Source organism: Variovorax sp. PEI5 (assembly GCF_056679935.1).
The window spans coordinates 589141-612515 of sequence record NZ_JBWXPH010000002.1 but is presented as its reverse complement, the minus strand read 5'-3'; the positions used below and the strand labels follow the sequence as shown (position 1 = coordinate 612515).

19 protein-coding genes are annotated in these 23375 nt (G+C 70.7%); 11 read left to right on the top strand and 8 right to left on the bottom strand.

Annotated features, from left to right (window positions below; translation table 11 throughout):
- Positions 1-12: 12 nt before the first annotated feature.
- The 5 genes from AC1MLT_RS19235 to AC1MLT_RS19215 all read right to left on the bottom strand — a co-directional run bounded on the left by AC1MLT_RS19235 (position 13) and on the right by AC1MLT_RS19215 (position 4063).
- The gene (locus tag AC1MLT_RS19235; protein WP_481035767.1) at positions 13-450 is read right to left on the bottom strand and encodes a VOC family protein; all 438 of its coding nucleotides are present in this window, start codon (positions 448-450) and stop codon (positions 13-15) included.
- Positions 447-1442 carry an isopenicillin N synthase family dioxygenase gene (locus AC1MLT_RS19230; RefSeq protein WP_481035765.1) on the bottom strand — a complete coding sequence of 332 codons (996 nt, stop codon included), beginning with the start codon at positions 1440-1442 and terminating at the stop codon, positions 447-449. The genes AC1MLT_RS19235 and AC1MLT_RS19230 overlap by 4 nt, the downstream gene beginning before the upstream one ends.
- A gap of 73 nt (positions 1443-1515) precedes the next feature.
- Complete coding sequence (locus AC1MLT_RS19225) at positions 1516-2541, bottom strand: ABC transporter substrate-binding protein (RefSeq protein ID WP_481035764.1); 1026 nt, start codon at positions 2539-2541, stop codon at positions 1516-1518.
- Between the two features lie 140 nt (positions 2542-2681).
- Positions 2682-3068: a response regulator gene (locus tag AC1MLT_RS19220; RefSeq protein ID WP_481035763.1), complete on the bottom strand. Its 387-nt coding sequence runs from the start codon at positions 3066-3068 to the stop codon at positions 2682-2684.
- 56 nt (positions 3069-3124) lie between these two features.
- Complete coding sequence (locus AC1MLT_RS19215) at positions 3125-4063, bottom strand: DUF6279 family lipoprotein (protein WP_481035762.1); 939 nt, start codon at positions 4061-4063, stop codon at positions 3125-3127.
- Positions 4064-4346: 283 nt separating this feature from the next.
- On the opposite strand from AC1MLT_RS19215, the gene AC1MLT_RS19210 reads away from it, so the two are divergent.
- The 8 genes from AC1MLT_RS19210 to AC1MLT_RS19175 all read left to right on the top strand — a co-directional run bounded on the left by AC1MLT_RS19210 (position 4347) and on the right by AC1MLT_RS19175 (position 16781).
- Positions 4347-7244 carry a C1 family peptidase gene (locus AC1MLT_RS19210; protein ID WP_481035761.1) on the top strand — a complete coding sequence of 966 codons (2898 nt, stop codon included), beginning with the start codon at positions 4347-4349 and terminating at the stop codon, positions 7242-7244.
- Positions 7245-7586: 342 nt separating this feature from the next.
- On the top strand, positions 7587-8696 hold the full coding sequence (locus AC1MLT_RS19205) for a DUF2252 family protein (RefSeq protein WP_481035760.1): 1110 nt from the start codon (positions 7587-7589) through the stop codon (positions 8694-8696).
- Between the two features lie 25 nt (positions 8697-8721).
- Positions 8722-9660, top strand: coding sequence for a LysR family transcriptional regulator (locus AC1MLT_RS19200; RefSeq protein WP_481035759.1), 939 nt, complete (start codon positions 8722-8724; stop codon positions 9658-9660).
- A gap of 76 nt (positions 9661-9736) precedes the next feature.
- A complete protein-coding gene (locus AC1MLT_RS19195) occupies positions 9737-10708 on the top strand; it encodes a tripartite tricarboxylate transporter substrate binding protein (protein WP_481035758.1) in 972 nt (323 codons plus the stop codon).
- A 23-nt stretch (positions 10709-10731) separates the two neighbouring features.
- Positions 10732-11781 (top strand): hydroxyacid dehydrogenase, encoded by a 1050-nt coding sequence (locus AC1MLT_RS19190; protein WP_481035757.1) that lies wholly within the window; start codon positions 10732-10734, stop codon positions 11779-11781.
- Positions 11782-11845: 64 nt separating this feature from the next.
- Positions 11846-15001 carry a D-2-hydroxyglutarate dehydrogenase YdiJ gene (gene ydiJ / locus AC1MLT_RS19185; protein ID WP_481035755.1) on the top strand — a complete coding sequence of 1052 codons (3156 nt, stop codon included), beginning with the start codon at positions 11846-11848 and terminating at the stop codon, positions 14999-15001.
- Between the two features lie 44 nt (positions 15002-15045).
- The gene (locus tag AC1MLT_RS19180) at positions 15046-16032 is read left to right on the top strand and encodes a Bug family tripartite tricarboxylate transporter substrate binding protein (protein WP_481035753.1); all 987 of its coding nucleotides are present in this window, start codon (positions 15046-15048) and stop codon (positions 16030-16032) included.
- Positions 16033-16103: 71 nt separating this feature from the next.
- Positions 16104-16781: an RraA family protein gene (locus AC1MLT_RS19175; RefSeq protein ID WP_481035751.1), complete on the top strand. Its 678-nt coding sequence runs from the start codon at positions 16104-16106 to the stop codon at positions 16779-16781.
- Between the two features lie 39 nt (positions 16782-16820).
- Here the strand turns inward: AC1MLT_RS19175 and AC1MLT_RS19170 are convergent, their stop codons facing one another.
- Positions 16821-17801, bottom strand: a complete 981-nt coding sequence (locus AC1MLT_RS19170; protein ID WP_481035750.1) for a tripartite tricarboxylate transporter substrate binding protein — start codon at positions 17799-17801, stop codon at positions 16821-16823.
- Positions 17798-19030, bottom strand: a complete 1233-nt coding sequence (locus AC1MLT_RS19165; protein WP_481035858.1) for an alpha-hydroxy acid oxidase — start codon at positions 19028-19030, stop codon at positions 17798-17800. The genes AC1MLT_RS19170 and AC1MLT_RS19165 overlap by 4 nt, the downstream gene beginning before the upstream one ends.
- 150 nt (positions 19031-19180) lie before the next feature.
- On the opposite strand from AC1MLT_RS19165, the gene AC1MLT_RS19160 reads away from it, so the two are divergent.
- Entirely contained in the window at positions 19181-20083 is a 903-nt protein-coding gene (locus AC1MLT_RS19160; protein ID WP_481035749.1) for a LysR family transcriptional regulator, read from the top strand.
- Between the two features lie 66 nt (positions 20084-20149).
- Here AC1MLT_RS19160 and AC1MLT_RS19155 read toward each other — a convergent pair whose 3' ends face one another.
- On the bottom strand, positions 20150-21079 hold the full coding sequence (locus tag AC1MLT_RS19155; RefSeq protein ID WP_481035747.1) for a LysR family transcriptional regulator: 930 nt from the start codon (positions 21077-21079) through the stop codon (positions 20150-20152).
- Between the two features lie 76 nt (positions 21080-21155).
- Between AC1MLT_RS19155 and AC1MLT_RS19150 the strand changes: the two genes are divergently transcribed.
- Complete coding sequence (locus AC1MLT_RS19150; RefSeq protein ID WP_481035745.1) at positions 21156-22403, top strand: pyridoxal phosphate-dependent aminotransferase; 1248 nt, start codon at positions 21156-21158, stop codon at positions 22401-22403.
- 63 nt (positions 22404-22466) lie between these two features.
- Positions 22467-23369, top strand: coding sequence for an amino acid ABC transporter substrate-binding protein (locus tag AC1MLT_RS19145; protein WP_481035744.1), 903 nt, complete (start codon positions 22467-22469; stop codon positions 23367-23369).
- Positions 23370-23375: the final 6 nt, after the last annotated feature.

Below are 23375 nucleotides of genomic sequence, written 5' to 3'. Positions count from 1 at the left end.
GGGGGGCGGAGCTCACTCGTGCGGACGCGGCGCGGGTGCGATGCCGGCCGGCAGCGTGGCGGCGGCGACGCGGAAGACATGCGCCTCCGGATCGCTCAGCACCGCCTGCCACTGGCCGTAGTAGGTGGCACAGGGCGGCTTGAGGACGCGTCCGCCGAGCCGGATGGCGAGGGCGGCGGCCTCGTCGACCGCCTCGGGCGTGGCGAGCATGAAGGTGGCGTACGCGGTGACCGGCGGTGGCGCATCGGACGAGCCGGCCGGACGGCGCGCGTCGAGTCCGAGCAGGCCATGGGCCGGCGGCGCATTGAAGCCGAACTGCACGCCGTCGTGCTCCAGCGCGCGATAGATCGGCGAGCGGCTGCGCACCGCCTCGGGCCAGCGCAGCAGCCGGGCATAGAAATCCAGCTGCGCCTGGATGTCGCGGCACAGCAGGTTGAACCACAGCTTCATGCGGCGGCGTCCGGGACGGCCGTCTCGCTGGGCTTCGACCGCTCCAGCCCATAGGTGGCGCGGTACATCTCCTGCAGGTGCTCGCCGGCGGTGCAGGGGGCATGGCGCGGCGTCTCGCCGGCGGGCACGGTGCCGGGCACCGGCACGATGCGCGCGTGGTACTCGGGCTCGTAGAAGAAGGGGATCGAATAGCGCGCCTGGCCGCCGGAGCGGGTGTTGCGCACGCGATGCGGGTTGGAGTGGTAGCGGCCGTTGGTCCAGCGCGGGATCATGTCGCCCAGGTTGACGACGAAGGTGCCGGGCACCGGCGTCGCGGCGACCCAGTCGCCCCCGGGCATGCGCACCTCCAGACCGCCATGCGCATCCTGCGCCAGCACCGTGACGGCGCCCCAGTCGGTGTGCGCGCCGGCGCCGAAGGTGCGCTCGTCGGCGCCTTCGGGATGCGGTGGGTAGCGCACCAGCCGCAGCGTCACCATGGGATCGGTGCAGGCGGCGTCGAAATGGTCCTCGGGCAGGTCGAGCGACAGCGCCATCAGCTGCATCAGGCGCAGCGACAGCGCGTCGAGCGCCGCGATGTAGGCCTCGCAGACCGGCCGCGCCTCGGGCAGCTCGGCCGGCCACTGGCTCGGCCCGTAGGTGTGCAGGCCGGCGCGGACGTAGGGGTGGTCGGCCGGCCAGTCCATGCCGCAGTAGAAGCTCTCCTTGAGGTCGGGCTTCATGGCGGCGTCCAGCGTCTGCGCGCCCAGGCCCTCGAAGCCGCGCATGATCGGCGAATGCCGGATCGAGAGCGCCTCGCGCCGCTCGGCCGGCAGGTCCATCAGGCGGCGCGCGATGTCGAACTGGCGCTCGATCAGTCCGGCATCGACGCCATGGTTGCGCACATAGAAGAAGCCCGAGGCCATGGCGGCGGCGCGGAACTCGCGCGCCACCTCGGCGCTGCGTGGCGCGCCCGGCGCGAGCGCATCGCTCAGGTCGATCAGCGGGATGCCCATCTCTCGATTCCTCGTCCGTTGGCGTGGGGTGGCGTGGCGTGGCGGTGGCGGTGGCGGTGGGAGGGGACCGGGCTCAGGTCCCGAGCCGGCGCTCGGCGGCGGCGGGCAGGAAGCGGTCGGTGAAGAAGTCGGCCACCGTCGGCGTGCTCTTGAGCGCGAAGGCGGTCACGGTCTCGTCGATGGTCGCCTGCAGCCGCGCCGGTGTCGCCGCGCCCCAGCCGTTGGCGCGCACGTCGGCGGTCTTCATGGTGCCGTCGACGATGAGCTGCAGCCGCTCGGTCTCCAGCGCCTGGTTGGACAGCGGCTCGCGCGTCTTCACGGCGGCGCCGCCGGCGGCCGGGTCGGCGATGCATTCGAGCCAGCCGCGCGTGGTGGCCTTGACGAAGGCGCGCATCGTCTCGGCCTGCTGCATGCTCTTCGGGTTGGCCACCAGGCCATTGCCGTACGACTTCATGCCATGGTCGGAGAAGCGGAACACGGTGAGCTGCTCCGGGCCCATGCCGCGCGCCTTCAGGTTGAGCAGGCCGGTGAAATAGAAGTAGGCGGAGGCGTCGAAGTCGCCCTTGACGAAGCGGGTGTCGCCGATGTCGGGTGTCACGTTCTCCCACTTCACGCCCGAGGGGTCGAAGCCCTGGGCGCGGGCGAACACCGGGAACAGCTTGCGCGAGGCGTTGAAGGGCTGCCCCAGGATGGTCCGGCCGGCCAGGTCGGCGGGCTTCTTGATGGCGCCGTCCCTGCGCACGATGATGGCGTTGGGATTGAGGTCGTACTGGATCGCCACCGCCTTGAGCATGACCTGCGGATTGGCGACGTTGAACTCGATCATCGAGGACAGGTCGGCCGAGGCGGCATCGTAGGCGCCGCTGCCGACCAGGCCGATGGCGGCGGTCGAGCCGTTGCCGGTGTCGATGGTCACGTCCAGTCCGGCATCCCTGTAGTAGCCGCGCTGCTGCGCCAGCAGGAAGCCGGCGCCCGAGGCCTCGACCTTCCAGCCGAGGTTGAATCTGAAGGGAGCGAGCGAGCCCTGGGCGCGCAGCAGGGGCGTGGCGCCGACGAGCGTGGCGGCGCCGGCGGCGCGGATGAGGGAACGGCGTTGCATGGAAGGGCCTCCGATGAAAAATGACGCGGAACGCGAAACTCCAGGAGCAATTTCCGGGCGGGGCGACCGCTGAACGCTTCTACTCTCTGCGCGTGCGGCCTTGCACGATCCATGCCAGTCGGCGCGGGGCCGGAGGGTCCTCAGGTGCCGGCGCAGTAGGCGATCAGCGCTTCCAGGTCGCAGGTCTTGTCGAACACGGCATCGGCGCCCAGCAGCTCGCAGGAGGCGCGCGCCTGCCGCGTGGCGAAGCCGGTGAAGATGGCGATGCGCCGGCCGGCCGGGCGATGGCGGTGCGCTCCCAGCAGCCGGATGCCGTTGCCGGCCTCGATGAAGACATCGACGATGGCCACGTCCCAGTCGTCGTAATGCTCGCCGAGCCAGCGGTCGGCTTCCTCCTCCGAGCCGGTGGTCATGACGATGTCGATGTCGGCGCAGTCGCCGAGCAGGGCGACCAGGGACTGGCGCAGCACCGGGTCGTCCTCGACGATCGCGATGCGGCGGCGCGAGGGTGGATGGATGGCGTTCATGAAGGGATCTCCCTGGATGGATTCGATGCGGGCGTCGCGCGGGCGTGGCGACGCGCTCAAGGGGCGGTGGCGGCGAGTTCGCGCAGGTCCTGCGCATAGGCCCGCAGCCGGCCGGCGGCGCGCTCGCGCTGCTCGGGCCGCATGACGGCGTGCAGCAGCGCGACCTTGCGGCAGTTCTCCTGCTGGAGCGCCTGCTGGTACTCGTGCCAGGCGCCGGTCTCGGGCCGCAGGCTGCGGCGCGCGAAGGCGTCGATGGCGGCGCGCACCTCGGCCTCGGGCGCGGCGCGATGGGCCGGATCGCGCAGCCACTCCAGCACCTCGCGCTGGCGGCGCCGGCGCTCGGCATCGGCGCGGCGCGGGTCGAACACCGAGCGGTCGGCGAACTCGCGCAGCAGCGCGCGCTGCGCGGCATCCAGGCGGCCATAGAAATCCTCGAAGCGCTCCAGGTCCTTGTCGTAGCGCCGGCGGCGCGGGCCGTCGGCGCCGCCCTCCAGCCAGTCCTTGGCATAGCTGGCATTGAGACGGGCGAATTTGCCCTCCAGGTAGCGCAGCTGGTCGTCGTCCAGGCTCTTCACCAGGCCGGCGGTCGGCACCGCCGCCTGCCGCGCCGTGGCCAGCAGGCGTTCCCGCAAGGCCTCGCCGAAGACGCAGACCTCGGCCGGCTCGACCGCATCGGACGCGCGGCGCGCCGCGTCCTCCAGCAGGCCGACCAGCACCGGCAGCTCGTTGGCGCGATGCCAGGCCAGCAGGTCGGTCAGCCCGGCGCGCACCACCGGCGTCTGGTCGTCGCGGAAGTCGACATGACTGTCGAGCCACCAGTAGCCGACCTCGGGCGCGTTGTTGTAGGTCAGCTTGAGCGCGCTGCAGCCCGACAGGCACAGGCCCGCCAGGAGCACGGCGGCGAGTCGCGCCAGGTGGGCGCGAAGCACGCCGGGCGCCCCGGTGGCACGGACGATGGGAGCAGCGTGGGCGGCGGCGAGGACGGTCAGGTGCATGGCGGAATCCGATCCTTTCGGGCCGGCGCTGCCGGATGGGCCGATGTGGCGGAGGGGTGAATCCAGAGGGTGGGCCGGCGTCAGCATGCGGGCCCGATCGCGCGCCGGCCATCGACCACCGCTGCCATCGCGTGTCAGCCAACGGAGCCTTCGGCGGGTCGGCCGAAGCCAGGAATCGGTGGATTCCCATGCCGTCTCACCTCCCGGAGTGATGACCCGGCGCGCCCCGCGCCCCATAGTGGTCCGCACGGGTCGACGCACCGATCGACCGAGGAGATCGGCGATGCGAGTCCTGCTGCGCAAGGGTGACGAGGGCGCGGATGTCGAGGCGCTGGCGCGGGCCCTGCGGCGCGAGCTCGGCGCCGACGCGGCGATGTTCGAAGCGCTCGAGATCGCCGGGGGCCGCGCCGGCGATGCCACCATCGACGACGACCTCGATGCCGCCATCCGCCGCTGGCAGGCCGGCATCGGCATCATCGCCGACGGCATCGTCGGGCCGCGCTGCCAGGCGCTGCTGGGGCTGATCGAGTCGCCGGGCGAGCTGTTCGGGGCGTACCGGCCCGGCGTCGGGCGCGTCAGCCGGCTGTTCCCGGCCACCAAGCCGGCCAACATCGCGCGCTACCTGCCGTATGTCGAGGCGGCGCTCGGCGTCGCCGGGCTGACCGACCCGCCCCTGGTGCTGGGCGCGCTGGCCACCATCCGCGCCGAGACCGAGGGCTTCGTGCCGATCGGCGAACTGCCCTCCAGGTTCAACACCGCATCGGGCGGCGCGCCCTTCGGCCTCTACGACCGTCGCCTGGGCAACCGCCAGCCCGGCGACGGCCAGCGCTACCGGGGCCGGGGCTTCGTGCAGCTGACCGGGCGCGCCAACTACGAGCGGTATGGCGAGCGCATCGGCGCGCGGCTGGTCGACCTGCCCGAGCTGGCGAACGCGCCGGAGATCGCGGCGCTGCTGCTGGCGGAATTCCTGCGCGACCACGTCGACGCCTTCCGCGAAGCCATCGGGCGCCAGGACTACCGGGCGGCGCGCAAGCTGGTCAATGGCGGCGGCCACGGGCTGGAGCGCTTCCGCGATGTCTTCGACCTGGCGCCGGCGGTGTTCGGGACGGCCGCCCCGGCGCTCGCCGGCGCGGGGCGGAGCGCGCCGGTCTCGCGTCGGCCGGCCGACAGCAAGGCCAAGCTCTCGCGCACCCGCAAGGATGCGGTCGACCTGCGCGACCGGCCGTTCACGCCTCAACCCCTGGGCCTGACGGAGGTCCACCCGGCGCCGGAGGTGGTGCGCGATCACCTGCCGGCCTACACCGCCGCCGGCCTGATCCTGAACCAGGGCGGGGAGGGCGCCTGCACCGGCTTCGGCCTGGGCTGCGTCATCAACTACCTGCGCTGGATCCGGCCCGGCCGGACGGCCGGTTTCGCCTCGGTCAGCCCGCGCATGCTCTACACGCTGGCGCGGCGCTACGACGAGTACCAGGGCGAGGACTACGAGGGCTCGAGCTGCCGGGGCGCCATCAAGGGCTGGTTCCACCACGGCGTCTGCCTGGAGGCCGACTGGCCCTACACGCCGGAAGGATCGAACCCGGCGAAGTACGGCTTCGCGACCCGTGCCGCGCGGCACACGCTGGGCGTGTACTACCGCATCGACACGCGGTCGATCACCGACCTGCAGGCCGCCATCGCCCAGCACGGGGCGATCTTCGTCTCCGCCTTCACGCACGAGGGCTGGGACCGCACCGCCACGGTCGACGCGCCACCGGACCACGCCAGCCTGCCGCGCATCGCGTTCGACGGCCGGCCCTCGACCGAGGGCGGCCATGCCTTCGCCCTGGTCGGCTTCAACGGCGACGGCTTCCTGCTGCAGAACTCGTGGGGCCCGCGATGGGGCGCCGGCGGCTTCGCCGTGCTGGGCTACCTGGACTGGCTGGCCAACGGGATGGATGCCTGGGTGGTGGCGCTGGGCGTGCCGGGCGTGATCGGCGGACGGCTGGCGGTGGCGCGCGACGCACCGGGGGCGCGGGCCGGCACCGATCGCGGCAAGTGGTGGGATGCCGGGCTGGCGCGGCAGCACAGCGTGGTGCTGGGCAACGATGGCCGCATCGACCGCTACCTGACGGAGGACGAGCCGCCGCGCAAGCTGCAGCAGCAGGCGCACGCGCTGCCCGACGAGTGGTTCCGTGGTCAGCCGGCGGAGGGGCCCCGGCGCCTGGTGATCTATGCGCACGGGGGGCTGAACGACGAGGCCGGTGCGCTCCGGCGCGTCAGCGCCATGGGGCGCTTCTTCATCGGCAATGGCTGCTATCCGATCTTCCTGCTGTGGAAGACCGGCCTGGTGGAGTCGATCCGCGACATCTTCGCCGATGCGCGCGAGCGGCGCGCCATGGTGCCCGCGCCCATGGCCGGGGCCGGCGAGTGGCTGGGCGAGCTGTCCGACCTGACGATCGAGAAGACCGTCGGCCGGCCATTGGCGCGCCCGATCTGGAGCCAGATCAAGGAGAACGCCAGCCTGGCCTTCGAGCCGCGCCATGGCGGCGAGCTGCTGCTCGATGCGCTGTCGTCGCTGGCCGCCACCTGGGACGGCCGGTTCGAGCTGCACCTGGTGGGCCACTCGGCCGGCGCGCTGCTGCTGGGCCATCTGCTCAGCGCCCTGCGGGCGCGGGGCGACGACGTGCTGCGGCGCACGCTGGCGTCGGTCAGCCTGTTCGCGCCGGCTTGCAGCGTCGCCTTCGCCAACCGGCACTACGCCTGCGACGACGCGGTGATGCGCCGGTTGTCGCTCGACGTGCTGTCGGACGAGGCGGAACGCGCCGACACGGTGGCGCGGATCTATCGCAAGTCGCTGCTCTACCTGGTCTCCAACGCGCTGGAGCCGGACCTGCGCACGCCCCTGCTGGGCCTGGAGCGCATCAACGACCCGGACTTCACCGGCTGGGACGGCTCCTCCGACACCGGCGAGGCCCTGGCCAGCTGGCGCCGCGCCGCGACCGACGCCAGACTGTCGCGCCGCACCCGGATCGTGACCGGCCCGCAGATCCGCGTCGCCATCGACGCCAGCGGCCACGAGGTGCTGCAACCCACCGCCCACGGCGGCTTCGACAACGACATCGAGGTCCTCACGCGCACCCTGATGCGCATCACCGGCGCCACCGAGCTGCCGATGCGGGTGGACGACCTGCGGGGATATTGAGGATGCGGGGCGTTCGGCCTGATCGATCGCGCCGGTCTGGCACCTGCGTCTCGACCGACCTCGGGCCTTGGCGCACGCGAGCAGAAACTTGGCGCATACGCAGCACGCACGGAACGGAAAAAGTCGGTGCCTGACAATGGTTTGGCCAGCGTGCCACCGGAACTTGGCGCACGGCTTTGGCGCAGGCATGGGTCATTCGGTCGTTCTTGAGCCAAGTCGAGGCAGTCGATATCGCGTGCCGCAGCGCGCGTCGGCCCGTCGATGGCGAGCGATGGAAAATGGTTGTCCCCGCGCGGCGCGCACGCCCTGCGTTTCCTCCACGATACCCGGATCGATCCGCCCATGAACATCGCCGACTCCACCTCCGCCTATGAAGCCTGGCTGCATCGGCAGCTGCCTGGCGAGGTGGTCGAAGCCGACCTGTCGCGCAAGCACGCCCGCATGCGCAGCGGCCGCTTCGTCTTCCTGCGCGCCACCTACTGGCGCTGGGCCGAGGTCATGCCGACGCTGCTGCCGGAGCTGGCCGCGGCGCCTTCGGTGCTGGCCGTCGGCGACGTGCACGTGGAGAACTTCGGCACCTGGCGCGATGCCGATGGTCGCCTGGTCTGGGGGCTGAACGACTTCGACGAGGCCTTCGAGATGCCCTATGCGTTCGACCTGCTGCGGCTGGCGGTCAGCGGCTTCCTCGGCCTGGCCGATGGCGGCGATCCGTCGCTGGCCTCGCTGGCGTCGATCTGCGACAGCGTACTGAAGGGCTATGCCGCCGGCCTGGCGCGGCCCCGGCCCTATGTGCTGGACCGCGACCACACGCGCATGCGCGCCAGGTTCGTCGCCACCGAGGACGACCGCACCGCCTTCTGGCAGAAGATGGAGAAGAACGCGGCGGCGGCGCACGATGCCGTGCCGGAGCGCTTCAGGATGGCGCTCGATCGCGCCTTGCCCGAGGGCGCCACGGCGGTGCAGTACTGGCCGCGCACGGCGGGCGTCGGCAGCCTGGGCCGGCCGCGCTGGGTGGCCTCGGCGCAATGGCAGGGCGGCCCGGTGGTGCGCGAGGCCAAGGGCGTCGTCACCTCGGGCTGGGCCTATGCGCGCGGGCTGGAGCAGCCGCCGCTGCGCATCGACGCCATCGTGCGCGGCCGGCATCGCGCCAGCGACCCGTGGTACCGGCTCGATGCCGATGGCGTGCTGGTGCGCCGGCTGTCGCCGAACAATCACAAGATCGAGATGGACGTCCTGGGCCGCTGGATCTTCGAGCACGACCTGCTGGCCGACATGGGCCGCGAGGTCGCCAACACCCACCTCTCGGACGATGGCGCCGCCGCCGCCATCGCGGCCGACCTGGCGCGACGCGGCACGCGCTGGCTGGCCGATGCGGCGAGCATCGCCGTGAAGTCGATCGACGCCGACTTCGCCGACTGGAACCGGCTGCGCCCGGCGCCGCCCAAGCGCTGAGCGCGCCGACGCCCGCCGCGCATCCATGACGCTCAAGCAGATCGAGGCCTTCTACTGGGCCGCCAACCTGGGCAGCTTCAGCATCGCCGCATTGCGCCTGCACGTGACCCAGTCGTCGCTGTCCAAGCGCATCGTCGAGCTGGAGGAGTCGGTCGACGTCCAGCTCTTCGATCGCTCCAGCAAGCGCGCCCAGCTCACCGAGGCGGGGCGCCGGCTGCTGCCGCTGGCCGGCAGGATGCTCGACCTCAAGGAGCAGTTCCAGCAGGAGGCCCTGTCCACGGCCAGCCTCACCGGTGTCTGCCGCTTCGGCGTGAGCGAGCTGGTCTCGCTGACGTGGCTGCCGGACTTCACGCGCATGGTCAACCAGGACCATCCGGCGCTGGTCCTGGAACCCTATGTCGACCTGGCGCGCAACCTGGAGCGCAAGGTGCGGCGCGGCGAGCTGGATTTCTCCATCACCACCGGGCCGGGCCAGAGCGCCGAGGTCCACGGCACCGTCATCGGCCGGGTGCACTTCTCGTGGGTCGCCTCGCCCTCTCGCATCGACCCGCCCAAGCTGTTGCGTCGTGCCGACCTGGAGCGGCATCCCGTCATCACCATGACCGAGGGCTCCGGCCTCACGCGCGCCATCGAGACCTGGGCCGACGAGCAGGCGATCACGATGCAGCGCATCCTGGGCTGCAACAGCCTGATGGCGATCGTCGCACTGGTGCTGGCGGATGTCGGGATCAGCTTCCTGCCGACGCACTTCATGCGGCCCTGGGTCGAGCACGGCACGCTGGTCGCGCTCAAGAGCGATCCGCCGCTGCCCAGCCTCGACTACTTCTTCTTCCGGCGCAGCGACGACCACCGCGCCCTGCTCGACGCGATGCGCGCCTACGTCGTGCGCATCGCCGACTTCGATTCGTCCTCGCGCTATCTCGCGCCCTTCGCCAGGAAACGAAGACAGTCGCAAAACGACTGACTGGCATGTCGAATTAATCGCTTGTCCGCATCGTTGCGGGATCGGATCATCGCGTCTCCAAAGACAGGAGACATGCATGAAATCAGGATCGATCGCCGTGATGGCGGCCGTGGCCGTGCTGCTGGGCATGGTGCAACCGGCGGCGGCCGCGTGGCCCGACGACAAGCCCATCGAGGTGGTGGTCGGCTTCGCGCCCGGCGGCGGCACCGACCTGCTGGCGCGCAAGCTGCTGCCCTTCGTGCAGAAGCGCCTCGGGCCCCAGGCGCAGTTCGTGGTGGTCAACAAGCCCGGCGCGGCCGGCGAGATCGCCAACGCCCACGTGAAGAACGCCAAGCCCGACGGCTACACCGTCGCGGTCATCAACGTCCCCGGTTTCCTGTATGTGCCGATGATCAAGAAGTCCCAGTACGAGGCGCGGGACTTCACCCTGGTCTCGCGCGTGGTGGACGATCCGACGGTGCTGGTGACGCGCACCGACAACGCCGTGCAGACCCTGCCGGCGGTGGTCGATGCCCTGCGCCGCAAGGCCGGTTCGCTGTCCTTCGGCCACAACGGCATCGGCACCAATGGCGACCTCGCGCTCCAGTTGCTGGCCAGGACGGCGAAGGTCCAGCCCAACGCCATCCCGTACAAGGGCACGGCGGCGCAGAAGACCGACGTGCTGGGTGGCCACCTGGACTTCGGCATCGTCAGCGCGGGCGAGGTGCCCGAGCTCCACGGCGGCGGCACCGGCGCGATGCGGGCCGTGGCGCAGTTCGGCGCCACGCGCTCGCCGGCGCTGCCGGGCGTACCCACCGCGACCGAGTCGGGCACCGCCGTCACCATGACCTCCGAGCGCGGCTTCGCGGTGCGCCAGGGCGTTCCCGCGGCGATCGTCGCCCGGCTCGATGCCGCGATCGCCGAGAGCGTGCGCGATCCCGAATTCATCGCCAGCGCATCGGCCGATGCGCCGGTGCTGGCCTACCTGCCGGGCGCGCAGTGGCAGCAGTCCCTGGAGCGCAACCGCAGGGCGCTGCAACTGCTGGCCGACACGCTGCCCAAGCAATGACGACGAACCACAGGAACCCTCTCATGAATGCCTCATCGCCCTGGCGCGTCGTGCGCTTCGATCAATGGATCGATCCGGTCTTCGACCAGCGCCTGTCCCGGGAACCGGACATCCGGCTCGACATCGCGCCCCTGCGCGCCGACGACGCCCGGGCCTGGCGCATCCTGGAGCGCGCGCACCTCTACCAGATCAGCGCCGCCAAGGACGAGCTGCCCGCGCACTGGCACGCCACCCCGGCGCTGCTGCAGCGCTGCCCCGACCTGATCTGCGTGTCCTCGACCGGCGCCGGCTTCGACACCGTGGACGTCGATGCCTGCACGCGCGCCGGCATCGCGGTCGTCAGCCAGATCGGCGCCAACGCCCCGGCCGTGGCGGAGATGGCGATCGGCCTGATGCTGGCGGTCTCGCGCCGCATCGTCGAGTCGGATCGCAAGCTGCGCACGCAGACCGGCTTCTCGCGCGAATCGGTCATGGGCCACGACATCGGCGGCCGCACCCTGGGCATCGTCGGCATCGGCCAGGCCGGCATGCGCACCGCGGCGCTGGCCCGGGCCTTCGGCATGCGCGTGCTGGCGGTCGATCCGATGCTCACCGCCGAGCAGATCCAGGAGCGCGGCGCGGAGCCGGCCGACCTCGACACGCTGGTGCGGGTCGCCGACATCGTGTCGCTGCATTGCCCGCGCGACAAGGACACGCTCCACCTGTTCGATGCCGCGCGCTTCGCGGCCATGAAGCCGGGCGCGATCTTCGTCAGCACGGCGCGCGGCGGGGTGCATGACGAGATGGCGCTCGCCGACGCCCTGCGTTCCGGCCACCTGGCCGGCGCCGGCCTGGACGTCTGGCAGCAGGAACCCCCGCCGCTGGACCATCCGCTGCTGGCGCTGGACAACGTGGTCGCGACCTTCCACACGGCCGGCGTGTCGCACGAGGGGCGGCACAACGTCGCCTCCCTGGCGGCCGAGCAGGTCGTCCACCTGCTGGGCGGCGGAACGCCGCCCCGGCTCGTGAACCCCGAGGTCTGGGAGCGCTTCGTCCAGCGTCGCGACGCCATCTCGGTACCGGTCGCGGCCTGACGGCCCCGACGCGTCGTCCCGAGCCGGCAAGCGAGCGATCCGCCCACCCGTCCCGCGCACATCCATGATCCCCAGCCTCCAGGCCCGCGACGGCCCGGCGTCGCTCTATGTCGACTTCCTGGCCGAGCTGCGCCTGCGCGGCTTCGAGGGCGACATCGGCCAGCGCCAGACCGACCGCGTCGTCTTCGCCACCGACAACTCGATCTACCAGCTGCCCCCGCAGGCGGTGGTGTTCCCGCGCCACGAGCTCGACGTCGTGCGCGTGGCCAGGCTCGCCCACGAGGAACGCTTCCGCTCCATCACCTTCACCCCGCGCGGCGGCGGCACCGGCACCAACGGCCAGTCGCTGACCGACGGCCTGGTGGTGGACCTGTCGCGCCACATGAACGCGATCCTGGAGATCAACGTGGAGGAGGGCTGGGCACGCGTGCAGGCCGGCGTGGTCAAGGACCAGCTCAACGCGGCGGTCCTGGAGCACGGCCTGTTCTTCGCGCCGGAACTCTCGCCCTCCAACCGGGCCACCATCGGCGGGATGATCGCCACCGACGCCAGCGGCCAGGGCTCGATCCTGTATGGCAAGACGCGCGACCACGTGCTCGACCTCAGGACCGTGCTGCTCGATGGCACGCCGTGGCATTCGAAGCCGCTGGCTCCGGCGGAGTTCGATCGCGTCCGGCGCCGCGAGGACCGCGTCGGCTTCATCCACCGGCTGCTCGAGCGCATCCGCGTCGACGACGCCGGGCTGATCGCCGAGCGCTTCCCGAAGCTCAACCGCTGCGTCACCGGCTACGACCTGGTGCACCTGTGCGACGACTGCGGGGACTTCAACCTGAGCTCGGTGCTCTGCGGCGCCGAGGGCAGCCTGGCCTTCGTCACCGAGGCCCGCATCCGGCTGACGCCGATCCCGCACTGCACGGCGCTGCTCAACATCCGCTACGACAGCTTCGATGCCGCCCTGCGCGACGCCGGCACGCTGATGCGGCTGGAGGCGGCGTCGAGCGAGACCATCGACGCCAAGGTCCTGGGCCTGGCGCGCCAGGATGCGATCTGGCTGGCCGTGAAGGACTACTTCCCGGACGATCCGCAGGGCCCGGCCCAGGGCGTCAACATCGTCGAGTTCCTGGCCGACGACGAGGCGGAGCTGGCCGCGAAGCTCGCGCGCGTCGAGGCGGCCCTGGCCCACGGCCCGGCCGGTGCGTCGGGCCGGCGCGGCCACACCGTCGCCCGGGGCGAGGCCGCCGCCACGGCGATCTGGTCGATGCGCAAGAAGTCCGTCGGCCTGCTGGGCAACATGCAGGGCGAGCGCCGCCCGATGCCCTTCGTCGAGGACACGGTCGTGCCGCCCGAGCAGCTGGCCGACTACATCGCCGAATTCCGCGCGCTGCTCGACCGCAAGGGACTGGTCTACGGCATGTTCGGCCACGTCGATGCCGGCTGCCTGCACGTGCGCCCGGCGCTGGACATGAAGGACCCCGATCAGGAGGCGCTGGTGCGCGAGATCTCCGACGAGGTCTTCGCGCTCACGCGCAAGTACCAGGGCGTGCTCTGGGGCGAGCATGGCAAGGGCTTCCGCTCCGAGTACGCGCCGGAGTTCTTCGGCCCGCTGTACGTGCGCATGCAGGAGATCAAGGCGGCCTTCGATCCGCACAACCAGCTCAATCCCGGCAAGATCGCCGCGCCTCCGGGGCATGCGCTCTCGCGCATCGATGGCGTGCCCACGCGGGGCCAGGCCGATCGCCGCATCCCGATCGAGGTGCGCCGGGCCAACGAGGATTCGCTGCACTGCAACGGCAACGCGGCCTGCTTCAATTACGACCCCGACGATGCGATGTGTCCGTCGTGGAAGGCCACGCGCGAGCGCCGGCATTCGCCCAAGGGCCGGGCCTCGCTGATGCGCGAGTGGCTGCGGCTGCTGGCCGAGCAGGGCGTCGATCCGTCGAGCGAAGCCATGCGCATCCGGCGGCGGGGCGTGCTCGGACGCTGGCTGGCCCTGCCCGGCCGCGCCCTCAATACTTGGAACGCGCGGCGCGACGCGGGCCGCGGCGACGCCGGTGACTTCTCGCTCCAGGTCAAGGAGGCCATGGACGGCTGCCTGGCCTGCAAGTCCTGTGTGGGCCAGTGCCCGATCAAGGTCGACGTGCCGGCATTCCGCTCACGTTTCCTGGAGGTCCACCACGGCCGCTACCTGCGGCCGATGAAGGACACCCTGGTGGCCTCGCTGGAGCGCTGGCTGCCGGCGGCGGCCACCTTGCCGCGCCTGGTCAATGGCCTCACGCACGGCGCTCTCGGCCGGAGCGCGTCGCGCGCCCTGGGCCTGGTGTCGCTGCCCGAGCTGAGCGGCATCGACCTGCGCCGGACGCTGGCGGGCCGGGGCGTGCGGGTGGCATCGGCCGAGACCCTGAGCGCGCTCACGGCCGAGGAGCGCGCCCGCAGCGTCGTCGTCGTGCAGGACGCCTTCACCTCGCACTACGACACCGCCGTGGTCCTGGACTGGTGCGAGCTGCTGCTTGCGCTCGGCTTCGTTCCCTGGCTGGCACCGTTCCGGCCGAACGGCAAGCCGCAACACGTGCTGGGCCTGCTGGACCGGTTCGAGCGCACCGCCGCCGCCAACGTCCGGATGCTCGGCGAACTGGCCGCGACGGGCGTCGCGCTGGTGGGCGTGGACCCGTCCATGACGCTCGCCTACCGCGCCGAGTACGTCAAGGCGCTGGGCGCGGACCGGGTGCCGGTCGTCCTGCTCCCGCAGGAATGGCTGGTCCAGCGACTCGACGACCTGCCCAGGCTGGAGGCCGACCCTTCGAACCCCTGGCACCTGCTGCCGCACTGCACCGAGCGGACCAACGCGCCCGCTGCGACCGCCGACTGGAAGAAGGTCGCCGAGCGCCTGGGCATCGCCCTGCGACTCGTGGCCAGCGGCTGCTGCGGCATGGCCGGCCTGTACGGCCACGAGCGCGACCACCGTGCGACGTCGGAGGCGATCTACGGCCTGAGCTGGCGCTCGATCGTCGCCGAGCCCCGCCATGCGGGCCGGCTGGTCGCCACGGGCTATTCGTGCCGTTGCCAGGCCGCGCTCGTGGACGGCATCGACCTGTCGCATCCGATCCAGGTGCTGCTCGCGCGCGTCAGGGCAGCGCGAGCCGTTCCGGCCGACGCATCGCCACCACCGCCACCCATGCCGTCGGCACCGACGCTGGCACCCGAACACCACGATCAGGCCTGACCGCCGGATCGTCCATCCATTCCACCCCCAGGAGACATACAACCATGCGAACCCTCACCCGAATTCCCGCCGTCGCCACGGCCGCCGCCCTGGCCCTGGTCGCGCTGGCCACCACGACCGCCCAGGCCCAGGACTACCCCGAGCGTCCGATCAGGATCGTCGTGCCGTTTCCGGCCGGCGGCGGCACCGACGCCCTGACGCGCCAGATCGCGACCGCGCTGACGGCCAAGCTCAAGTGGGTCGTCACGGTCGACAACAAGCCCGGCGCCGGCGGCAACCTGGCGCTCGACAGCGTCGCCAAGGCCAGGCCCGACGGCTACACGCTGGTCATGGCGCAGACCGACAACATCGTGCTGAACCCGTTGCTCTACACCAAGCTCACCTACGACCCGGTCAAGGACCTCGAACCCATCACCTCGATCGCCAGCGGCGCCGTGGTGCTGGTGGTCAGGGCCGACTCGCCCCACAAGACCCTCGCCGACGTGGTCGCCGCCGCCAAGGCGAAGCCCGGCCAGCTGACGGTCGCCACGCCCGGCACCGGCACCATCGCGCACCTGGTCAACCAGCTCTGGCAGAACGCCTCGGGCGTGAAGTTCACGCACGTGCCCTATCGCGGCATGGCGCAGGCCGTGCCGGACCTGATCGGCGGCCAGGTCGACATGTACATGGGCTCGATCCCGACCCTGCTCAGCCAGATCGAAGGCGGCAAGGTGCGCCCGATCGGCGTGACCACTGCAAAGCGCTCTCCCGTGCTGCCGAACGTGCCGACCTTCAACGAAGCGGGCATCAAGGGCGTCGAGCTCGCCAGCGTCTGGGGATTGATGGCGCCGGCAGGCACGCCCAAGGCCATCGTCGATCAGTGGAACACCGAGGTGAACGCGCTGCTCAAGCAACCCGACGTGCGCGACAAGATCATCGCGACCGGCGCCGAACTGCTGGGCGGCACGCCCAAGGCCCTGGGCGACCTGAATGCCGCCGACCGCGCGCGCCTCGCGCCAGTGGTGCGCGAGGCCGGCATCAAGCTCGACTGACGACGCCCTCCCTCGATTGCCCATCCCGATCCCGCTCACAGATCCACGACCCACACACCGAAGCGACCCCCATGAACAACGGACTCCGCATCCTCAAGCGCCATCGCGCCGTCTCGCTCGACCTCGCCCGCCGGTTCCTGGAGGTGCCCGTGGCCAACGTCGGCGACTGCATGGCGCGCATGACCGCCGGCGGCGCGCGCCTGCGCCCGATGCATTCGGGCGGGCGCATGGCCGGCCCGGCCCTGACGGTCAAGAGCCGCCCGGGCGACAACCTGATGCTGCACAAGGCGCTGCAGCTGGCCCAACCCGGCGACGTCATCGTGGTGGACGCCGGGGGCGACCTCAGCAACGCCATCACCGGCGAGATCATGGTGGGCGATGCGATTCACCAGGGGCTGGGCGGCTTCGTCATCGATGGCGCCATCCGCGACGCCGGCTTCATCCGCGCCAATGCCTTTCCCGTCTACGCCGCCGGCGTCACGCATCGCGGCCCCTACAAGGACGGCCCGGGCGAGATCAACGTGCCGGTTGCGATCGATGGCATGGTCATCGAGCCGGGCGACCTGGTGATCGGCGACGAGGACGGCTTCCTGTGCGTGCCCTTCGACGATGTCGAATGGCTGCTGGAGGCGGCCCACAGGAAGCAGGAGGCCGAGACGGTGATGGTCGCGGGCATCAAGGACGGCAGCTACGACCGCTCCTGGGTCGATGCCACGCTGAAGCGCCTGAACTGCTTCATCGAAGCGTAGGGAGAGCGGCCCGGGCAGCCCCGGGCCCCCAAGAGTCGCCTACTTGTCGGTCCAGGGCAGCTCGTCCCACAGCTTGCGCAAGCCGATCTCCGCCGTGCGCAGTTCCTCCTCGAACTGGGCCGGCGGCAGGTAGCGCACGGGCGCGAATTGCGCCAGGGCGCGGGCCTTGAACTCCGGATCGGCCACCGCCTGCTGGATGGCCTTGACCAGCAGCTCCCGAACCGGAGCCGGCAGGCCCTTGGGCGCGGCGATGCCGCGCAGGGACGACAGCACGATGTCGTAGCCCTGCTCCCTGAAGGTGGGCACGTCCGGCGCGACGACGCTGCGGCTGCTGCCCATCTGGCCGATCTGGCGCAGGGGACTGCCGCCCTTGGCATATTGCATGGCCTCACCGATGTTCATGGCGGCCACGTCGATGGTCTTGCTGAGCAGGGCCGTATGGACCTCGGAGCCGCCCTTGAACGGGATGTGGTTCAGCTTCACGCCGGCGGCGCGTTCGAACTGCAGCAGGGCCAGGTGATCGTCGGAGCCGGCGCCCGCCGTGCCGACATTGAGCGCGCCGGGCTTGGACCTGGCCAGTGCCGCCAGGTCCTTCAGCGAATGCACGGGACTGTCGGCGAGGACGGAGAAGTTGGCCGGGTCGTCGATCACGTTGCCCAGGAAGTCGAAGCTTCTGGACGTGAAGTTCGTCTTGCGCTCGATGGGAATCGTCAGCACCGATGGCGAATTGATGAAGCCGGTCGTGAGTCCGTCGGGTGCGGCATTGGCGATGGCGCCGAAGGCGATGCCGCCACCGGCGCCGGGCCGGTTCTGGATCACGACGGCTGCGCCGCGACCCAGGTGTTTCTCGATGTAGCGCGCCAGCAGCCGGGCCACCACGTCGGTGCCGCCACCGGGCGCGAAGCCCACGTACATGGTGATCGGACTCTGGGGGAACGCGGTCTGCGCGCGGACCGGACCCAGTTGGAGTCCGAGCAGTCCGGCCGCCGCGGCGCCCGTGAAAACTCGACGTTGCATCATGAATTGTCTCCTTGTTGATGGGATCGGGCGAAGCAGGGTTCGATGAAGTCGGGGCCGATCTCGGCGGGTGAATTGATGCCCAGCAACGCCAGGTTGCGCGACACCTCCTGCCTGAGGATCGAGATGGCGTGCAGCACGCCGGCTTCGCCCGCCACGGTCGCGCCGAAGCTGAAGGGTCGTCCGACGAACACGAAACTCGCGCCCAGCGCCAGTGCCTTGAGCACGTCGCTGCCGCGACGCACGCCGCTGTCGAGCATCACGGGCACGCCGGGGCAGGCGGCGACGATGCGCGGCAGGGCGCGCAATGGCGCGATCGCGCCATCGAGCTGCCGGCCGCCATGGTTGGACACGATGATTCCGTCCACGCCGTGGTTCAGCACGGCCTCGCGGGCGTCCCTCGCATCGAGCACGCCCTTGAGGACCAGGCGGCCACGCCAGAGGGCCCGGACCTGGTCGAGCTGCTCCCAGGACAGGCGGCCCCGATTGGAGAAGTCGCTCTCGACGTCCGGGGAGAGGATGGGAGCGCCGCGATGCGCGTAGTTGTTCTCGAAGTGCGGCATGCCGTGTTTCACCAGCGTGCGCAGGAAGGTGCCGAACAGCCAGCGCGGATGGGAGAGACCCTGCCAGGCGAGGCTGGCCGAGGGCCGCAGCGGGATCGAGAAGCCCGCGCGGACATTGTTCTCCCGGTTGGCGCCGACCGCCGTGTCCAGGGTCACGACCAGGGTGCGGAAGCCCGCCGCCTGCGCGCGCTCGACCATCGAACGATTGCCCGCCTCGTCGGCCGGCAGGTAGGCCTGGAACCAGGCGTCGGGGTTGACTGCGATGGCTTCCTCCATGCGGATGAGCGAAGACCCGCTCATGACGAATGGGATGCCGGCGCGCGCCGCCGCGCGAGCCAGGACCAGATCGCCCCGGTAGGCGGGCAGGGCCTGCAGGCCCATCGGCGCGATGCCGAAGGGGGCGCTGAAGGTCTGGTCGAACAGGGTCGTGTCGGTCGTCCGGCGGCTGATGTCGACCAGCACCCGGGGAATGAACGCGAGATCCTGGAACGACGCGCGATTGGCGCGCAGGGACTGGTCGGTCTCGGCGCCGCCGGACAGGTAGCTGAAGATCGGCTTGGGCAGGTGCCGGCGGGCCGCCTCCTCGAAGTCGTCCAGGCTCAGCATCCAGCGATGCCGCCGAGCCAGCCGGGGCGGCGCCGAACCGGCGCTGGCCGGCGTCACGCCCATGTCCGGGCGTCGAGCTGGCGGGGTCGTTGGAATGTCGGACGTCGCGATGCCATGCATGGTGAGAGATCTCCTCGGCCGGATTCTGCAAGTCCGATTAGTCTCGGAAAAGCGATAAAATTCGAACAGGTTTCATCGTTTAAATTCAACACCATGACGCTCAAGCAGCTGGAAGCCTTCTGTTGGGCGGCGACGGCGGCGAACTTCCTGCTGGCCGCCGAGCACCTGCATGTCACGCAATCGACCCTGTCCAAGCGGATCGCCGAACTGGAGGCGGACCTGGGCGTGCTGCTGTTCGATCGGACCGGCCTCAAGGCCACGCTGACCGACGCCGGAACGCAGCTCCTGCCGATGGCGCAGGGCATGCTGCGGATGTCCGACGACATCCGTGGCGCGCTGGGCGTCGATGGCGGACAGCTCAAGGGCCATTGCCGCTTCGGCATGGGCGAGTTGTCCGCCCTGACCTGGCTGCCGGCCTTCGTGTCGCACGTGCGCCGCGAGCATCCCGATCTGATGCTCGAACCACAGGTGGATCTGGGCGCCACGCTGGAGCGACGCCTCGAGGATGGCGAGCTCGACTTCGCCGTCATCGCCGGCTACTCGGCGCGGGAGCGGATCTCGAGCGAGCGGATCGCGGACATGCAGTTCGTCTGGGCCGCGGCGCCCGAGATCGTCGGCCGTCGGCGTGTCCTGACACGGGCGATGCTGGAGACCTGCCCGATCGTGACCGCTCCGCCCGCCGCCGGACCCGCCCGCATGATGGAGCAGTGGCTGGCGGTGAACGACTTCAAGGCCGGGCGCCGCCTGATCTGCAACAACTTCGCCGCCGTGGCGCGGCTGATCGCCGCGGGCATCGGCATCGGGCTCTATCCGAAGGGCTGGCTGCGCCAGCTGTCATCGAGTGGCGCCGTGGTCGAGCTGACTTCGAGACCGGCGCTGCCGCTGCTGCACTACACCTTCCAGACGCGGCGGGACGACGGACGTCCCCTCGTCGAACAGATGAAGAAGGCGGTCCTGGCGACGGTCGACCTGAGGACGCCGAGTCCGCTGTGGTAGGTGCCCGCGCCGCGCGCCGGGGCGGCCGGTCGATCAGCGCGGCGGTGCTCCCATGGCGGTTGCGGTCTAACCGGCGGGCGGTCGTGCCAGCGTCTGGTTCAAGCCCTGGAACATCGCCGAGAAGTCGCAGCACTCCTGCGCCAGCATGGCGATGGAGGCCACCAGCGCGCTGCGGTGCCCGCCCTTGTGCAGCGCCACGTAGGCGATCGGCGGCAGCGCCGGCGTGACGTCGATCTCGGTCAGCAGGCCGGCCTCGACCAGCGACGACAGGCAGCGGTGCGGCAGGTAGCTCACGCCGATGCCCGAGACCACCAGGCCCAGCATCGCCACCAGGTTGCTCACCACGATCACTTCGGCCGGCTCGGCGCCGCGCTCCTTCATCCAGGCGTCGTAGACGCGCCCGGTGCCCGACTGCGGGCCCTGCACCAGCATCCGGTGCTGCGCGATCTCGTGCAGGCGCAGCGTGCGGCCGGTGGCGACCAGGCCGGGCTTGCACAGCCACGCGTGCGCCACCTCGCCCACGCGCGTGCTGGTGATGCGGGTGTCGGTGAAGGCGTCGGGCACGAACACCAGGTCGAGTTCGTCGGCCAGCACCTTGTCGCGCAGCAGCGGGCTGGAGTCGACCGTCGGCTCGATCACGACCTTGGGATAGAGCCGCTGGATGGTGGCGATGAGGCGTGGCAGCCAGGTCATGGCGGTCAGCTCGGTGATGCCGATGCGCACGCGCCGCTCGATCACATCGGGCCGGCTGAACTGCTCGATGGCGGCATCGCGCTGCGCGAGCAGCTTGCCCGCCAGCACGAACATCTCCTCGCCCTTCTCGGTCAGGCGGGCGGCGCGCTGGCTGCGGTCGAACAAGGGCGTGTCGAACAGCTGCTCCAGCTCGTGGACCCGCTTGGAGACCGCCGACTGCGTGGTGTGGAGCTTGTGCGCGGCGGGCGAGAAGCCGCCGAGCTGGGCGATCCAGTAGAGGGCCTCGAGTTGCTTGAAGGTCATCAGATCGATTTCAGGAATGCGATTCGTTGACAAAAAATCGCTTTTTGAAATTTTAGGCGGCTTTCAGAATGCTCCGATGCCGCGTCGCTCCGACGGGGCAGGTCATGAAAGTCGTTCCTTGAGCACCCTGCTTTCCGCCCGCATCGGCCAGGTCAGGCCTTCGCCCAGCATCGCCGCCAAGGCCCGCGTCGACGCCCTGCGCGCCGCCGGCCGGGCCATCATCGATTTCACGCTGGGCGAGCCCGATTTCGCCACGCCGTCCCACATCGTCGAGGGCGGCATCGCCGCGCTGCGCGATGGCCAGACCCGCTACACCGGCTCGGCCGGCACGCCGGCCCTGCGCCAGGCCATCGCCCGCAAGCTCCAGCGCGAGAACGGCCTGGCCTATCGCAGCGACGAGATCGTCGTCGGCCCGGGCGCCAAGACGCTGATCTTCAACGCCTTCGCCGCCACCCTGGACGAGGGCGACGAGGTCGTCGTGCCGGCGCCCTACTGGGTCTCCTATCCCGACATGGTGCGGCTCAACGGCGGCGTGCCGGTGATCGCGCCCTCGGACGCGGCCAGCGGCTTCAAGCTGACCCCGGCGGCCCTGGAGGCGGCCCTGGGCCCGCGCACGCGCTGGCTGGTGCTCAACACACCCAACAATCCCAGCGGCGCGGTGTACTCGCGCCAGGAGCTGGAGGGCCTGTGCGCCGTGCTGCGGCTGCACCCGCACGTCTGGGTGCTCACCGACGAGATCTACGAGCACTTCACCTATGGCGGCGCGCGTCACCTGTCGCCATTGAACGTGGCGCCCGACCTGGCATCGCGCACGCTGGTGGTCAATGGCGTGTCCAAGGCCTATGCGATGACGGGCTGGCGCATCGGCTATGCCGCCGGACCGATGACGCTGATGCGGGGGCTGACGCTGCTGGCCTCGCAGACCACCACCTGCGCCAGCGCCATGAGCCAGGCCGCGGCGGTGGTCGCGCTCGACGGCCCGCAGGACTGCGTGGACGCGGGCCGGCGCCTGTTCGAGGAGCGGCGCGACCACATCGTGCGGCTGCTCGACGCCATCCCCGGCATCGACTGCGCGGCTCCCGATGGCGCCTTCTACGTCTTCCCGAGCGTGGCCGGCCTGCTGGGCCGGACCACGCCGGACGGCACGGTGCTGGCGAGCGACCTCGAGGTGATGCGCTGGCTGCTCGACGATGCCGGCGTCGCCGTCATCGATGGCGACTCCTATGGCCTGCCGGGCCACCTGCGGCTGTCCTTCGCCACCGGCCTGGCGCAGATCGAGGCCGGCTGCGCGGCGATCCGCGAGGCCGTGGCGCGCCTGCGCTGAACGGCCGCCCCATCCTTCGACGGCCCCTTCCCAGACCTTCCAACCTCAACGAGAGCGATTCCCATGATGTCCCGCAACCCCCTCGCCATCGGCCTCGCCGTGGCACTCGCCTGCATCGGCGCCGGCGCGTCGGCCCAGACCGGCGACACGCTGGCCAAGATCAAGTCCAGCGGCGTCATCACCATCGGCGCGCGCGACAGCCAGGTGCCGTTCTCGTACAAGCCCGTGGGCGGCGGCGACCCGGTCGGCTTCACCAACGACATCTGCATGAGGATCGTCGAGGCCGTGAAGACCCGGCTGGCCCTGCCGGCGCTGGAGGTGCGCTACACCATCCTGACCTCGACCAACCGGATCCCGCTGCTGACCAACGGCACCGTCGACCTCGACTGCGCCACCACCACCAACACCGTGCAGCGCCAGGAGCAGGTGGCCTTCGCGCCGAGTCACTTCGTGACCAGCATCACGGCGGCGGTGAGGAAGGATTCGGGCATCAACACCCTGGCCGACCTCAGGGGCAAGACGGTCTCGACGGTGGCCGGCAGCACCGGCCTGCAGCTGCTGCGCACCTATCGCAAGACCGAGAACATGGAGGTCGACAGCCTCGCGGCCAAGGACACCTCCGATGGCTTCCTGCTGCTGAGCACCGGCCGCGCCGTGGCCTACATCCTCGACGACGTGCAGCTCGCCGGCCTGATCGCCACCTCGCCCAAGCCCGGCGACTACAAGATCCTGACCGGCGAATCGCTGCGCCAGGAGCCCTACGGGATCATGTACCGCAAGGACGATCCGCGCTTCAAGGAAGTGGTCGATGGCACCGTGTCCCAGCTGATGACCTCCGGCGCCATCGAGCCGATCTATCGCAAGTGGTTCATGTCGCCGATCCCGCCGACCAACGCCAATCTCAACTTCCCGATGACGGAGGCCGTCAAGGAGGCCTACCGCAACCCCAACAACAAGGGCGTCTGAGGACGC